This is a genomic window from Metabacillus arenae, from assembly GCF_014773385.1.
GTDB classification, from domain to species: Bacteria; Bacillota; Bacilli; order Bacillales; family Bacillaceae; genus Metabacillus_D; species Metabacillus_D arenae.
Genome location: NZ_JACXAI010000019.1, coordinates 62,329 through 78,348 on the forward strand (window position 1 = coordinate 62,329; position 16,020 = coordinate 78,348).

The following is a 16,020-nucleotide window of genomic DNA, read 5'->3' on the forward strand; positions in this document are numbered from 1 at the left end:
ACTAGGCTTGAACGTAGAGTGTTATGAACATTGGGAAGTAAAAAAAGTTTATGGAGGATAAGAAATATGACACCACCAAAACATATTGTTTCAGCAGCTGCAATTGTATTAAATAACCAAAACGAAATTTTATTAATTAAAGGACCTCGCAGAGGATGGGAAATGCCTGGTGGACAGGTTGAAGAAGGAGAATCATTGAAGAATGCGGCAATCAGAGAAACAAAGGAAGAGTCCGGAATAGATATTGAGATAACAAAATTTTGTGGAATATATCAAAATATAAACGATTCAATATGTAATACATTGTTTTTGGGCATACCCATCGGCGGAGAACTAACAACTAGTTCTGAAAGCTTAGAAGTAGGCTTTTTTCCAATTAAAGAAGCATTGGAAATGGTCACTTGGAAAAACTTCAGACAAAGAATCGAGTATTGTTTAAACGACAATCTTCAGCCTTTTTGTATTGAATTTTGAAGGTAGATTTTTAACGAACTGCGAAGGGCTAATTGAAGGATTTTTTTATTGACAGAATAATACAAGATGTTGGTGACATAGTGTTTTATATAGGGCTAATAATAGATGGGAATGTCGTTATACTTATGCCTTAATTCCTAATACTCATTTATTTGGTTTCCCACTTCTTAATTAGTAAACAGGCTTCTATAAAGGGGCTGATTGTTTTGATTAGAAATAAAAAGATGCATTTAATCCTTTTTTTGTGTATTTTTTTAATAATCATTCTTGTAGTTAATGTTTTTCTCCATGTTAAAATTCACATAGTGTATACTTCAGGAGTAGGTCCGTTTTTAATAATGGGATTAATCATTTTGGCTATTGTTTATCTTTATTTCAAGCGTTAACAAAAACGAAGAAGTTATTAATTTGCGGATGAGTTACTAATTTTGGACTAAAACAGAGAAAGGTGAACTTTTAGAGAAATACACCTTTTATTCACTCAAAAAAAATCAATATTCCCCTAATGGTTTATAACGGACAACATAAGGGTTTTAAATATTATGTTTACAAGTATTTAGATGCCAAACGAATTAAATGATGCTAAAAATCTAGTAGTTCGTTGTCACTTAACCATGAACGAACACTATCAACGAATTTATTAGTGGCGGGAGAAGTGTTTGTTTTTTTAGCAATACCTATAAGACTCTACTTCCAAATTTAAAATTCGTATGTTTTTGGGAATATTAGATACTTTGTATTGAGTTAGGGTCGTATGTATCGACCATACCTCAAGAAGTTATAAATTTAGCTGACACTCATAATTTTCCAATAATTGTTTTCTCTAAAGAAGTGAGGTTCATTGATATAATGGTGAACGTATGCTTATATATATTCGTGACATCCTGATGATGACTGAGCGTTTCAAACCTAGCTTTCGCATGATGTGTATTGCGATTTGGTCTAATCGAATATTTTCATCGGATTGCATTAAATCGAGTAATCCATAAAAATTTTTTTGACCATTAGCACTTCGAGTATATAAAGAATCAAAATGATTTTACATATCATAATACTTGTTGTGCCTCAGTTTCTTTCGTTTTAACAAGTCGGTGGCTCCTTTTGGAGCTGAACCTCTATTAGTCTTACAAGAACCTTATTAATCGTTTAAGAACTGCCTTGCATGGTGAATGAATCTTTTATTAGTCTAGTGGCTATCCTTCGACGTTCATTACACGCTTCGATGGTACTGTGCCACCACTTTCACTGATATGAAGAAAAGTTATACCGTTGCTATTCTCACGACTATTTTCCTTTCCAACGCTTCATCGAGAGTAAGCTCTCCACGTTATCAGCTTACAACGTTGAGTTACATCTATTATGGAACAAACTTAGGTGCTTCCTATGAACCTGTTAGCATTGCATGTGCCTGTAACACAAGATGGATTTTCATATTGTCCATTCTTACTCATCCACAGCTAACCCTACATTTAGTAGTAAATACATTTCTACATAATTCGCGTCTAGACCCGTACATTCAGTAGTTCGTCAGCCATACAGTATGTCATTATATTTCATTGCATTCTCACCATATTTGTTCAACCCAAGGACCATGATTTACACCACGCCATCGGGTAGGTTTTCGTCAGCCGGACTGTTACGGTAAATTCTCACGCCTATTAGCCAAGCTTATAACACGCTTTTCCATACTAAACAGCGTGCTATTCGACGCAGGGGGACCCTTTCAGAGCGTTACCTCCTCATTCGACTCCTTGACATAACCCTTCAGTTTTAGAGGTCTAAAACTGCCTGACCTTTACCGAAATTGTGTCGCCACATTAATTTGAGCCAGGAACATTTCGCACATACAATCGTGCCCTTTCGGAATAACTAATTGCCTTAATCCCAAAATCACTTAATGCTTGTTTAACTAAAGCACCTTTAGCTAAACAAGCAGCAATAGTTATCATATTTGCCCTCAAAAATGTTGATTTTTTTACACATATATCGAATAATTTATTCGATTTGTCGTGTTTACTTTAACGCAAGCTATTCAAAAACATTTGAGAAATTTGAGCGCCATATTTTATCAAATTATCACTATTAATCGCTTGACTCTTAAATCCCTCCGTAAAAATATGCATTAACATCAGTAAAACCTCATCAGAATATGCGGGATTAATTTTTCCCTCTTTACGCCCTTTTTGAAACATTCTTAAAACTAATCGATCACTTGTTTCTTGTGCATCATTATCAAAAAAAGTCGGGTCACTTGCATATTGCTGCATCACATTATGAAAAAACATGGATGTCGTACTTTGGATTTTTTTCATTTTATACTGCGTGAGTTCTATATATGTTTGCTCAAATGGTAAATCACTTTCAATTAAACGTTCATAATGTTCTAGGATAGAGGCAAATGAATTATGAATCGTGGTATTAATTAAATTATCTTTTGTATTGTAATAATTAAATAATGTTACTTTACTCACGCCTGCACTTTTTCCAATTTCATCCATGGTTATATTTGAAATGTCCTTTTTATTCAGTAATTCATGCGTAGCTTCTTCAATATCTTTCATTTTCTTTTCACGTCTTAGATCAAAACCATTTTTTTTAGTCATCTTCTCACCACATTTTTTCTTTATCAATTACTTTCTACATATTTATATAGTATTTCATTTTATGAACTAATTCAAACATTTAAGTAAAAAATAATTTGAATATCTCTAGAAAAAAGTGTATATTGTGAACTATAAAGTTATTTTTAGTAAAAAAACTTCAATTCTCATAGAATAGGAGATGAGACGAATGGTTATAGCAGAAATTAAGGGGTTGCAAAAAAAATATAAATCTACCCATGCCTTAAAAAATGTAACGATGGAACTAAGAAAAGGTGAAGTGTTAGGTTTTATCGGACCAAATGGTGCAGGTAAATCAACAACCATCCGAATCCTGCTTGGCATTATAAAATCTAGCGGAGGAACAGCCAATATCTTCGGGAAGGATGTCTGGAAAGATTCTATTGACATTCATAAACGACTTGCATACGTTCCTGGCGATGTAAACCTTTGGACAAATTTAACAGGAGGTGAAATTATTGATGTATTTATGCGCCTGCAAGGTACGAAGGACGATGCACGACGTGATGAATTAATTCATAATTTTCATCTTGATCCTAAGAAAAAAGCAAGGACTTATTCTAAAGGAAATCGTCAAAAAGTTGCGCTTATTGCCGCGCTTGCTAGTGATGCAGAACTTTATATTTTTGATGAACCGACTAGTGGTTTGGATCCTCTGATGGAAGCTGTATTTCAAGAGGAAGTGGCGAAATTAAAAAAGCAAGGAAAGTCTATCCTTCTTTCGAGCCACATCTTAAGTGAAGTAGAACGCTTATGTGACCGCGTAGCGATTATTCGTCAAGGAGAAGTAATTGAAACTGGAACACTAGACGAATTAAGGCATTTAACTCGTTATCAATACAAGGTTACTACTCGTGTCGAGCCTCTTGGATTAAAACAAGTGAGTGGTGTGCATGACCTTGTAATCAATGGAAAGGAAGCTGTTTTCCAAGCCGATAGTGATCAAATTGAGGCCATCCTGGAAGGAATCATGCCTTACCATGTAACAAAGCTTGAGAGTGTGCCGCCGACCCTTGAAGCATTGTTTATGCGTCATTACACTGGAAAGTAGGTGAGAGGGATGAAAAATCGATTTTATAAGACTGGAATACTCTTTCTTCATACATTACGTAGAGATTGGTTAAAGCTTCTCATTTGGGCAGTGGCCTTAAGTCTATTTACGGGCGGCTTTGCCAGTGCGATGTATGAAATATATGGAAAAGATCCTGCTGGATTAATGGCTATGTATGTAACAATGAATAATCCAGCAATGATTACCATGCTTGGACCGACAGCAGCTACTGCCGAAACGTATACTGTAGGAGCTATGTACGCACATGAAATGATCCTCTTTACGGCACTCGTATTTGGCATTGTATCTATTATACATGTAATCAGTCGTACAAGGAAAGAAGAGGATGATGGAACAACAGAGCTTATCCGATCCTTTCAAGTTGGACGACTGGCCAGCACGACAGCAATCGTGATCGAAATGTTTCTTTTACATTTAGTTATAATCGCCCTTTCTACAGGTTTGCTACAAGTTCAAAATGTACCTGGAATGAATTTTTCTAGTAATTTGTTATATTCCACTTCTTTAGGTATGCAAGGTTTTTTATGGGCAATGATTGCACTCATATTTGTCCAATTAGGAGCTGGAGCTGGAAGTGCAAGAGGACTAAGCTTCTTGACTCTTGGTTTTTTTTACATTGTTCGAATGGCAACAGATATGAACGCACCTGATGCTTCTTGGTTCAATCCGCTAGGATGGAGCTATTTAGTAAATGTTTACGTTAATGATAACTGGGTTCCAATCGTCATTGCTATTGCTGCCAGTATTGTTTTCTTAGCATTTTCATATCTTTTGGAACAAGCTCGAGACGTGGGAGCTGGATATTTACCGGAACGGACTGGACGTGCTCATGCAAAAGAACGTCTGTTGAGTCTTCCTGGTCTAATATTACGCCTTCAAAAAATATATATTATTGGCTGGCTCTTCGCCCTCTTTATATGTGGGGCTATGTATGGGTCAATTTTCGGAGACATGGATGATTTTGTAAGTGGTAATGAGATCATGAAGCAAATGTTCCTTCACAATGCAAATTACACCATACAAGAACAATTTATGAGTGTTCTCTTTATCGTTTTATCTTTATTAACTACAATTTTTATTGTAGGAAGTTTGATGAGAATCGTAAACGAAGAAAAGAAAGGACGCTGGGATCAGCTTTATGCCACTAAATTAAGTCGCACAAAATTCTATTGGTACCATGTGATCTTGACTTCCATACTTGGAGTGATGGGACAATTTTCTGCAATATTGGGGCTCTATCTAGCCCAACGAAGTGTGATGGAAACACCGTTAAGTCTGTGGGTAATCACTAAGGCTGGAATTGCATGGGTTCCTGCGATTTTCTTCTTTATCGGTATTTTAGCTATACTAATTGGTTGGCTGCCGCGCTTTACGGTAATAATTTGGAGCTATCTATTATTTGCTTTCTTTGTTAGTTATTTTGGGCAAATGATGGACATTCCTGAATTCGTAATTAACCTTGATATATTTGGCTATATTCCAAAAGTTCCAATTGAAGAATGGAAATGGGGAACCATATTCCTTATCAAATTATTGGCTCTCTGCATGATAGTTATTGGTTTCATTGGTTATAAAAAACGAGATTTAGTTAATGAGTAAAAAAACTTATATAGGCGATGAAAAGTGTCTTTCATAGAGGACTATTAACAAGAAGATGATCTCTGAATTGAACAGGGGTCATCTTTTTATTTGGCCCTTTTGTAAAAGATTATTGTTTGCTCATTATTAAATCTTAACCTTCAATGGTAGTACGTTTCTCTTCCCGCTCATTTTGGCGAATTATGGTTTGTCAGCTGCGTTATATATTTGTGGGGCGTTGTTTTTCCTTGGATTTGTAGTCTCGCTCTTCATGGCCCCGGAAACAAAGAATACGAGCTCAACGGAAGCCAGCTCTTTAAACAAAGGTATTGCTCAGCAGAAGGAAAGCTTCGTAATGAGGAAAAACGGTTAAATAGAAAGAGTGAATCTTTGTGAAACAGCAGAAACAATTGAGTTTCTGGGAAGGGTATGACCCGGTTAGGGGTAGGTGATTAATCGGCGTCATTTTTCTTAATTTAATGCAGAGAAATTAGGCTTTTTTATTTCTCAATTAAAGCACACTTCGAATAGGGTTGTATTCTTTCAGCAACTTCTTTGATGTTATATGTATTCACATTATCTGATATGAAACTTTATCACTATTCAAATTGGTCAACTCTTTACCTTGCTAAGTACCAATTTAACTTTCAATAATTTCAGCCAAGAAGAATTATTGTGCACCTTATATTTTTTGAATATTAAATAAACGAATAAAAAAATTCCCTTTTTTAAAATATACGAATTATTATTATTCATTTTGTTGGAAGCGTTTAATTTAACGAAAAGATTCAAAGTAAAATAGCAAATTAATATTTAAAACCAAAAGGGATAGGGGATATTAATGAAAGTATTTGTCGATTGGTTGAATGGAATCGTTTGGAGTTGAGTTCTGCATTGGTCTATCTTATTTTAGGATTGTTTTACTCGATCTCTACTCGTGGCCAAGGTTTTACCTGAAGAAATGAATAGCGGCGGTAATATTGCGTAGATTCATGCATCCCTTAAATTGTATTCTGTTTGGAAGGAAAGGTAGAAGATCAGTAACAGCAGAATGAACTTTCGTCATTAATGGGGGATATATTTTAAAGTTGTTGTACGTTGTACGTAATATATTACCCTTATTCTCTGTATAAGAGCAGTTTACTCGGCACTAGGCAGCCTCACAAAAGAGAAACCTTGAAAGGCTTTTAGCCAATCAAGGTTTTCTATTATAATCATTCATTCTTGTTAGCCCAATAGTTATCTTAGCGTTACTTCTGTTGCTTTATATCACAATAGGCTGGCAAACCTCCCACACCTTTGGCTGCCAGTATCGCACGAACGACTGCTTCAGTCAGTATATCGGCACAGAGTGTACCAACCACATCAACAGGGACTTTGACTTCTCCCGTAGCCAAGGAAAATATCGTATCCCCGTCATTCATCGTGTGTACAGGATAAATGGTACGTGCTAACCCGTTGTGGCTCATTTGAGCGACTTTATTCACCTGGGACTTTGTTAAGTTCGCGTTGCTTGCTACCACAGCGATGGTCGTATTCGAACCAGCAGGAATTGGAGAAAATTTTTGATCTGTTAGGAAATGTTCGATTTTCCGGATGGCACCGTTCTCATCACGTACACCTGCCAGCACTTCATTCGTAAGCGGATCGCGTACTTCGCCTACCGCGTTCACCGCTACGATCGCTCCAATAATCAAGCCATTCTGTAGAATTCGGGAAGCTGTTCCAAGTCCGCTTTTCATCGCCTGATCAAACCCGCATAGTTTACCAACAGACGCTCCGCAGCCTGCACCGACATTCCCTTCCTGTACTTTATGCTTGCTCGCTTTACTAACCGCATCGAAGCCCATTTTTGCATCTGGTCGCACAGAAGAATCCCCAAGCGACAAATCATACAGCGCAGCGGCGGGTACAATGGGAACAATCCCGAATCCGGTATTTAACCCGATTCGCTTCTCTTCTAAATAATTCATCACACCATCAGCAGCTGCAAGACCAAATGCACTTCCTCCAGTTAAGCAAACCGCATGTACACGATCAACTAAGTTTAAAGGATGAAGAAGATCTGTTTCACGAGTTCCCGGGGCTGAGCCACGCACATCTACCCCACCTACAGCACCATCCCTAGCAAGCACAACCGTACAGCCAGTCAGCGCAGTTTCGTTCTGGGCATTTCCTACCTCGATTCCTGGTACATCTACAATTGTTCCAGTTTTCATTTAGAATCCTCCAAAATTTGTGGTTTAAAAAAATTGGTTAATTGTAAAATGAAGTGCAACACATATAAATAGAGAAACCATAGTGAGACCGTGTATCATTAATGTCGACAAAAACAATTAACACACGGAGGTCATCACTATGGTTCAAACTCATTCTAGCACAAAGGTTCGCTCCTTTACACATCTAACCGATTCAGAGAGAGGTGAAATCTGGGCCTATTTAAAAGTAGGATAGTCATTGCGTGATATAGCGAAAAAGTTCGGACTAACAAGTGAAAGTCGCGAAATGCTTCTCGATGATTGGAAAGCCCCCTTTAAAGAGAAGGGGGCATGGCTTTATTAGTTTTCACAATCCCAGTCTTAATCTAAATCAACTATTTACATAAATTCGTAAATCGTTAGTTGATTCGCCGTTGATTTGATTTTTGCTCCACCTTTTGTAGCTGGGGCTGTTCTTTAACGTTTTTCCTTTTTTTATAGAGAAAACCACAGCTGTTTGCTGTGGCCAATAAGAATATATAATTTAACATGTATAAGTTTACAAAGCTTTAATGTAAAAAGGACTTTTAAATTGAATTAAAATTTTTTCTTGGTTATCGATGAAGAATTTTAGTTCATTATTATATTTCTTTATTTCTGTAACATTATTTAAACTAGTATTAAAAATGGTTTCATCGTTATAATTTAAAAATATATCACATTGCAATCTATAAGTGTATAAGTATAAGGATAATTTAAATCCATTATCATTTTCAATGGAATATAGCACTTCTCCATCATCTAAATTATCAGTTAAACTTTTAGGTTCACTCAAAAATAATTCCAATAAATCAAATTCATCATATTTTGTAAACATTTTTTCTCCTATTCATTTATTTTGGGATAACCGTTACAACATTTCCAGACTCATTTATTACAATACGAACATCATTAGTCTCATGATTCTTCAGTTGCCAATTTATGTTGAGGAGCATAAGGTAAACGTAATTCGTGGTTTCATGGCTGATTTAATGATTGTTAAGCTTATTGTAGCCGCTGTTTTAGCTGCAGCTGCTCCTGTTATGTATAAAGCAGCAATGGATGTGTGAAATGCTTTTGTCTTTCCGGGTGAATTTACTTAGTTATTAAAAAACCTTGAAAGCTAATAGCCAATCAAGGTTTTCTATTATAATAGTTCTATTTTGTTTTCACAGCTTCTTTTATTTGCTCTACTAATTTATTTAGCCACTGTAGAGGGGTTAATTTAATTGCTGGAAAATAAATTTCGGCATTATTTTGTATAATGTTTTCCTTTTCTTGCTTTGTCAATTCACTATTTAAAAACTCTTCACAATAATTTATTGTAAATAGCAAACATTCTTTACTAGCTTCGTCTATAAACTCATCTAATGCTTGTTTAGGAGAACTGATATCTTGGTGAAATGTTCCTCCTAAAAAATCTTCAAACTGCTCTAAGAAATCATAACTTTCATCCATGAAATTTCCTCTCTTTCTATTTGACTGGATATCCTGTAAGAATAAAACTACCGTTATTATCCTTTTTAAGTACAATTTTTGCGTTAGTAACATTCTCGACTACTTCTGAGTTCCTTGAAACACTTCTACCAATTATCTCTCCATCACCCTTGTATCTTAATAGTAATGTAGGTCTACTATTGGGATCAGAAAGCCATTTTTGTATTTTCTCGATATTCTTTGGATTGATTAGAGCTGTATCAGCAACTTTCTCAGCTGTCATTCTATCTTTAAAAGTAGAAGAGCCAGTAATTTTTGGATTACTTTTCAATCTTTCTAATAGTTCTTCGTCCGTTTTTCCAACATGTCTTTCTATTAAATGTCCACCTTTTAACTCATGTGCAGCTAATCCACCACCAGGGACTAGAGAACTTTTATCTCCTTGCTTAATATTATCTATACCCTTAGGAACATCATTACTACTCTTCGATTCCCTAGGTACACTCACTTCTTGTTTTTCGGGCTTAATCATATTCAGGAGATGATCTCTCAATCCAACCCCCTCAACCACATTACAAGGCACGCCTCCCACAGTTGCCAATTGATGTTGAGGAGCATTGGGCAAGAAATCGGTAAGAGTTAATTGATTGGCTGCTGTTGTGGTTTTTGTTACACCTGTTGTAGCTGCGGTTTTAGCTGCAACTGCTCCAGTTTTTGTAACAGCCCCAGCTCCTTTTGTTCCAACTACCGATGTCACCACGGTTCCTAATGCATATGTCACCCAGTGTGCTCTAGAATAGGTGTCTCCATTTACCATATCTCTTTCGTATGAATCAGAAATGGCTGCTACGATTGCTTTTGCTTGTTCAGGCGTGCTTTTTATCGTATTAAAATAACGTAAATAATCCCTTCTCAATTAAGAGAAGGGATTATCGCTTTATCAGTATTCATTATCCCAATCTTCATCTTCATCTAAATCATCTTTTCCTTTTTCAAGTCGGTGAAAGAAAAACTCAAGAAAGTTATCTGCTTCTTGAAATCCATATCCTCCTTGGTTAGCCCATAATATAACAGGGCATTCACCGTTTTTCATTTTATTAGTATCAAGACAATATGAAAACTCATCGATGTCTTCTATAACTACTATACCTTCTGTTAAAGCATAATATTTTCTATAGTCTTTCGTTCTTTCAACAACTCCCGCATCAACAAGATTATACCCTAAAATATTTACACCATATAAACCGCCTTCCCCATATTTTCTTAGAAACCATTTGTAACTTGTAGGAAGGATAACGTCAAGGTCGATTTCTATTTGTTGAATTTTCTCTTCACATACACCTCCAGATACCATTAACTCTTCTTTATTATTATCAATAAAATCTTCCACGACTGAATAGTTCATTTTAAATCACCTTCTAATCTTGATTTTCAAACTGCTTTCCTCTCCATTTCCAGTATCTTCTTCGAAAGCTATCATATTGTCTGGAAAGTTCTTTATCATTTCTAAAACTTTCCCCATCTTCTTTTAGTCCATGTAATACTCTACTATATTTAGTATGCAAGCTTTCAGGTATCTCCACCATAGGTCCTGGCTCTTCCTGAATTAAATGATGCAGATTGATTTTTGTGCCGTCTTTTGCATAAGGGGCATCACCTTTTTTCATTAATTCTAAATTTGTGAATCCTCTTTTGTCTTTTTGATTTATATCAATATCTTTAAGTGTGTAAACTCTCCGACTAACATCTTTTACATTTCCTCCGGATTTTACCTTCCCTTCGACTTCAACAGGATCATATTTATTTTTATTCAACCAAGGAACTGTAACATTTTTCCCGGTAAATGGTTTTCTGCTTGGGTCTAAAATGATTTTTGCTTGCGAAATAAGGTTATCTCTCAATCCAACCCCATCCACCACATTAAAAGCGACACCATCTGCAGTTGCTAATCGATGTTGAGGAGCATAAGGCATGAAATCGTAAATCGTTAGTTGATCGACCGCCGATTTGATTTTGGTTACCCCTTTTGTAGCTGCGGTTTTAGCTGCAGCTGCTCCTGTTTTAGCCACAAGTGCTCCAGACTTTGTAACAGCCCCAGCTCCTTTAGTCCCAACTACCGATGTTACAACAGTTCCTAATGCATATGTAACCCAGTGTGCTCTAGAATAGGTGTCTCCATTTACCATATCTCTTTCGTATGAATCAGATATGGCTGCTGCGATTGCTTTTACTTGTTCAGGCGTATTTATGATCGCATTTGTAATAGCTAGGCCTTGTTCAGGTTTGGAGAGATTGGAGAACTCCCATGCTCCTTTTGCTAAATCAATCAAACCTGTAACCGTATCTTTTCCGACATCATAGAGACCAACACCAATGCCTTTGGTCATTTCCCAGTTCTGTTTTGATGACTGCAGTTGGATGACATATTGTTGTTGTGAAAGCGTTAGGTTGTCAAAACCAATTTCATCGGCCTTTTTGAGGTATTCGTCTATGGTGAGGTTTGCAGGATTTTCAAGTTCAATTTTTAATTTCTCAATGCGTCTTTTTTCAGCTTTTTCTTCTTTATGTATTAGATATTCTTTTGTTTTGGCATCAATTTCGGCTTTCTGTTTGTATGCTTCACTATTTTGATAGGCATGAATGTTGAAGTAAAGGGGAGAAGTGTTTTTCCCTTGCCTTGTTGCATTCATTAATGCCTTGGACAGAGCATTGACGGAATCCTGATTCTTTTCTGACTTCGCATATTCGTTTTTCAGTTTTTGATCAAGATCATGGACCTTTTCGACGGTTTCTTTTTGTTCATCTTCAGCATCGTTGATATGCCTATGAAAAATCTCAGATGAAAAGGGTTCAAGAGAAATAATATCATGAATGTCAGCAAAAATCTTTTTCAGTTCCGACTTTTGTTCAGATACCATAACCTTGGCGTTTTTTAGTCCATTTGAAACGGGGTTTTCCAGAAAACGCTCATCGATAAAGGTATCTCCAGAAAGATTAGCATCTTCCAGTAATCCAGGAATGCTATCAAGAAAAGCCATTTGACTGTTTACTAGATTCAGCCATTGATCCACAATTCCTGCCTGTTCTTGATAAAAGCTTTTAATGTTGTCTGCACCTTTCCCATGAAAGTCATCACCGAGATCGGCTACGCCATTGAATGCCTCTTTCAGATTGATGAGCTGCTCTTTAAATTCATTGTATTGCTTGGATCGTTCCTCCATTGCCGACAATAGTGTATGGGATTCATAGACTTTCATTCAGGTAGAATCACTTCCAATCTTTTCTATGTATTTACAACTATTGTATCATTAGATTTATGGTAATAATATTCCAAATGTTTGTTCGAGCATGATAAATAGACTTTCAAGGTGGAGGAGATACTTTTTTTGATTTGGCCAACAGGAATACAGATAACAAGTTTTATATATAGAAGCTCCTTCTATTTATAGTGTAACTCCTTGGAGGGGCCAGAAACGTATAAAATCGCGTTGATTTTTTTACTCATAATGGCAAGCACATACTGAACAATAAGAGGGGATGAAGTAAAGGTACTAGAAAGCTCTTAAAGGGAAAGCTTGTGTATTGTAGACTAATGTAAAATAGGGAAAGTGAATAAGTGAAATCTATGCCTGCTTAAATCAATTATTTATCTCGGTCAAACAGCTCTTTCTACTTGGAACGAAATCTATGGTCAGGATTTCTGTTCGACCTGGGTCTATCTGCCTTTGTTGATGAAATTGTTTTCAACAGCTCCTGTGTTGGCATCATTTTTACGACCAATCTACTACAAATATTGGTTTGATTTCAGATGGTCTCTTTCATACCTTTAGTTGGGTTTGCAACGATCGGATCTTTTGTTTGCTAACTCCGCCGTAGAAATACATTTTGGTTGAAAGGTGGTGGTGTGGCATAATGCTTGGGGAGATTTATTCTAGTTATACGATGGTACAATCTAACACAAGCTAATGAGAATACCCCAGATCCGCTACGTAGAAAATTACGGCTTTATATGGAAAATAAATTGCCGCTGTAATGAGGTTTAGTCAGCATCATACTAGTTTTCGGACCAAAAGAAAATCACGACAATTGAGAGGGGAAGCCGAAAATGAACGATGATCACGTTCATCATCAAAGTAGTGGAAATTCCTTAAAGCTTATCCTTTTGTCTCTTGCTGTCATGATAGTGATTATATATATTGTTGCCACCAGTTTTATCTAGTCCGTTATCACAAAAGTGGCCATAATACAGAACCACCTTCTGGTTTTTCAGAGTTATCTGCCTAGCTTCCGCAGTGATAGGACCTACAGAGTATCGTTCTTATAATAATTTCTCTGCTTGATCATTTACATTTTTGAATGCTGGCTTCACTTCTTATGGTCCTAGCTGCCCCGATGGCTCTTGCTCTGCAGAGACTGCATGTGAAGCTAGCGCAACGAGTTTGTTAAAAAGTTGGCCTGTAGAAACTTCTAAGGACCTATTGTTGTATTCTTGCTCAATATGGGAGGACTACTATGGGTCCTCTATACGACAGTATTATACTTGGCGATGCACTAAAATCTATATCTTCACTGGTTTATTCACTTCCATATTTTCTTTGCAGGCTAAGTGCCCATTTATAAGGGAAGACACAAATAGGAAAAAAGTTATAAAAAAAGTATTTGCATATAAGTTTTATAAAAAATGACCTAAAGACCCGAATCTTTAGTACTGTTTTATGTTATTTCTTTCAAATAATGTGGTAAAATAATGCAAGAGAAGCTAAAACATGTAGATAAAAAATTATGTAGGACAAATTTTGTCGAACAAATGAACTTATAAAAATATTGTATTACAATATAGATACAAAGGTTAAAAATATGTTACGTATTTATAAATTTACTGGAAGGTTTTGGGGGGATTATGTTGAAGGGTAACTCTTTTATTTATTATTTAGATCAATATAATGTTCTATCACCCAATCATTCTAAAATATATGATGAGTACACGATAGAATCAGATATTGAAAATTCATATGCTTTCACTATTAAAACTAAGATTGAACAAAAATTAATTAGTATTTTTGAATCGCATCCACATAGTATAATTTTGACTGGAAATGCCGGAGATGGCAAAACAAGGCTTTGTAGAATTATTCATGATTATTTTAGTGATGGTATTTTACAAACATGGCCTGAAAATGGAATTGTAGAATTTTCTTTTAGTAAAGGAAAAATTAGGATTGTTAAAGACATATCTGAATTAAAAGAAGAAGTGATTGAAAAAGAACTATCTCAACTGCAACGATACATCAACTCAAACCATAAAGAAAAAATATATTATCTTATTGCTGCTAATGAAGGTAAACTTTCAAAATTTCTATCGCAATATGACTGTCTAAATGATTTATTAGGTGAAGTTTCAAAGAGATTCAGATCTTACAAAAATAATAACAACCAATTTAGTATATTTAACCTTTTAGATGTAACATCTTCTGTATATGTTGAGAAGGTCCTAACTGAATGGAATAAGGAAGAGAATTGGATTTGTTGTCATAGTTGTCCAAGGAAAAAACGTTGCATAATTCACATGAATCATGATCGTACAACTAATAAACACATCCAAGATAAAATAATTGAACAGTATAAACTGCTTGATTACCTTGATACACATATCACAATGAGAGAGATGCTAATACATATTAGTTATATGTTAACAGGTGGTTATACATGTAATGACATTTTTAATGCAGACTACCAGGAATTTGAGCAACAAACAAAAAAATCATATTATCAAAATTTTTATGGCCACGAACTAGATGAAAATGCTTTCTCTGAAATGAATGCTCTAAAGATATTTAAAGCGCTTGATCCAGGTATTTATTCTCATTCATTTATAGATGATTTTATTATAAATGGGGATATAAACGGGGATATAGAAACTGAACAGGCACATAATCTCTTGATAAATGACTCTTTAGATTTACAATTAGGTTTTTTCAAAAAGAAATTAAAGCTTTACAGAGATTATGATGTAGATAAGAATCATAATATTATTGAAGAGTGGATACCTAAACTTAGAAGGAAGTATTTTTATGAAACTCCACCAAAAGGTGATTTAAACACAAATCAATTATTACCATTTGAGTATATAAGTGAGTATATTTCTTTGTTCAACAATGATAAGAATCAAATCATTATCAAAAAGAACTTAATAGATGGACTAAATAGAGTATTTTCAGGAAGACTTACAGAAGCAAATAAATCCTATCTATTAGCAACAAATAAAAATCTAATGGTATATGATCAGTTTAGACCAAATAAGGATATTGATCTGATACAAGAAGAAGAAAGAAAAGACTTAGATAGAGTACCATCTAATTTTTCATTTGTAGTATCTGATGAAGTTGAATTAAAAATTAATTTAGCAGTATTTGAATATTTAATGAGGGCTAGTGGCGGAGGAACCCATAATGTTCTTCAACAGGAAGCTGAAATATTAATAGATACATTTAAGAATGAATTAATTCGTATAAGCAAACCTGAGGAATTTGAACTAAATATTTTAAGGTTTGATAGTAAATCTGGACTCTTTATAGAAGACGAAATAAGTTTATTATAAAGG

The 16,020-nt window shown here is 35.3% G+C and carries 13 protein-coding genes and 1 pseudogene; 7 read left to right on the top strand and 7 right to left on the bottom strand.

Features of this window, described 5'->3' with window-relative positions; genetic code table 11:
• Positions 1-66 precede the first annotated feature (66 nt).
• A complete protein-coding gene (locus IC621_RS14985; RefSeq protein WP_191159130.1) occupies positions 67-474 on the top strand; it encodes an NUDIX hydrolase in 408 nt (135 codons plus the stop codon).
• A gap of 738 nt (positions 475-1,212) precedes the next feature.
• Positions 1,213-1,362 carry a PucR family transcriptional regulator ligand-binding domain-containing protein gene (locus IC621_RS14990; protein ID WP_318153058.1) on the top strand — a complete coding sequence of 50 codons (150 nt, stop codon included), beginning with the start codon at positions 1,213-1,215 and terminating at the stop codon, positions 1,360-1,362.
• 1,130 nt (positions 1,363-2,492) lie between these two features.
• Here IC621_RS14990 and IC621_RS14995 read toward each other — a convergent pair.
• Positions 2,493-3,077 carry a TetR/AcrR family transcriptional regulator gene (locus IC621_RS14995; protein WP_191159131.1) on the bottom strand — a complete coding sequence of 195 codons (585 nt, stop codon included), beginning with the start codon at positions 3,075-3,077 and terminating at the stop codon, positions 2,493-2,495.
• 187 nt (positions 3,078-3,264) lie between these two features.
• On the opposite strand from IC621_RS14995, the gene IC621_RS15000 reads away from it, so the two are divergent.
• Positions 3,265-4,146 (top strand): ABC transporter ATP-binding protein, encoded by an 882-nt coding sequence (locus IC621_RS15000; protein ID WP_224752557.1) that lies wholly within the window; start codon positions 3,265-3,267, stop codon positions 4,144-4,146.
• Positions 4,147-4,155: 9 nt separating this feature from the next.
• Positions 4,156-5,766 carry an ABC transporter permease gene (locus IC621_RS15005; protein ID WP_191159133.1) on the top strand — a complete coding sequence of 537 codons (1,611 nt, stop codon included), beginning with the start codon at positions 4,156-4,158 and terminating at the stop codon, positions 5,764-5,766.
• A 1,229-nt stretch (positions 5,767-6,995) separates the two neighbouring features.
• Here IC621_RS15005 and IC621_RS15010 read toward each other — a convergent pair.
• Together IC621_RS15010 and IC621_RS15015 are read right to left on the bottom strand one after the other, a co-directional pair.
• Complete coding sequence (locus IC621_RS15010; RefSeq protein WP_191159134.1) at positions 6,996-7,964, bottom strand: P1 family peptidase; 969 nt, start codon at positions 7,962-7,964, stop codon at positions 6,996-6,998.
• A 538-nt stretch (positions 7,965-8,502) separates the two neighbouring features.
• A complete protein-coding gene (locus IC621_RS15015; protein ID WP_191159135.1) occupies positions 8,503-8,820 on the bottom strand; it encodes a hypothetical protein in 318 nt (105 codons plus the stop codon).
• A gap of 94 nt (positions 8,821-8,914) precedes the next feature.
• Here IC621_RS15015 and IC621_RS15020 point away from each other — a divergent pair, with 94 nt between their 5' ends.
• Positions 8,915-9,052, top strand: coding sequence for a hypothetical protein (locus IC621_RS15020; protein ID WP_191159136.1), 138 nt, complete (start codon positions 8,915-8,917; stop codon positions 9,050-9,052).
• An 88-nt stretch (positions 9,053-9,140) separates the two neighbouring features.
• On the opposite strand, the gene IC621_RS15025 is transcribed toward IC621_RS15020, so the two are convergent.
• The 4 genes from IC621_RS15025 to IC621_RS15040 are packed head-to-tail and all read right to left on the bottom strand — an operon-like array spanning position 9,141 to position 12,676.
• On the bottom strand, positions 9,141-9,440 hold the full coding sequence (locus IC621_RS15025) for a contact-dependent growth inhibition system immunity protein (RefSeq protein WP_191159137.1): 300 nt from the start codon (positions 9,438-9,440) through the stop codon (positions 9,141-9,143).
• Positions 9,441-9,456: 16 nt separating this feature from the next.
• A complete protein-coding gene (locus IC621_RS15030; RefSeq protein ID WP_191159138.1) occupies positions 9,457-10,335 on the bottom strand; it encodes an RNase A-like domain-containing protein in 879 nt (292 codons plus the stop codon).
• A gap of 24 nt (positions 10,336-10,359) precedes the next feature.
• Entirely contained in the window at positions 10,360-10,824 is a 465-nt protein-coding gene (locus tag IC621_RS15035) for an SMI1/KNR4 family protein (RefSeq protein ID WP_191159139.1), read from the bottom strand.
• 13 nt (positions 10,825-10,837) lie between these two features.
• Positions 10,838-12,676: a T7SS effector LXG polymorphic toxin gene (locus tag IC621_RS15040; RefSeq protein WP_191159140.1), complete on the bottom strand. Its 1,839-nt coding sequence runs from the start codon at positions 12,674-12,676 to the stop codon at positions 10,838-10,840.
• Positions 12,677-13,056: 380 nt separating this feature from the next.
• On the opposite strand from IC621_RS15040, the pseudogene IC621_RS15045 reads away from it, so the two are divergent.
• Both IC621_RS15045 and IC621_RS15050 read left to right on the top strand, forming a co-directional pair.
• A pseudogene (locus IC621_RS15045) lies at positions 13,057-13,535 on the top strand (DUF2243 domain-containing protein).
• Between the two features lie 787 nt (positions 13,536-14,322).
• On the top strand, positions 14,323-16,017 hold the full coding sequence (locus IC621_RS15050; protein WP_224752558.1) for a hypothetical protein: 1,695 nt from the start codon (positions 14,323-14,325) through the stop codon (positions 16,015-16,017).
• Positions 16,018-16,020: the final 3 nt, after the last annotated feature.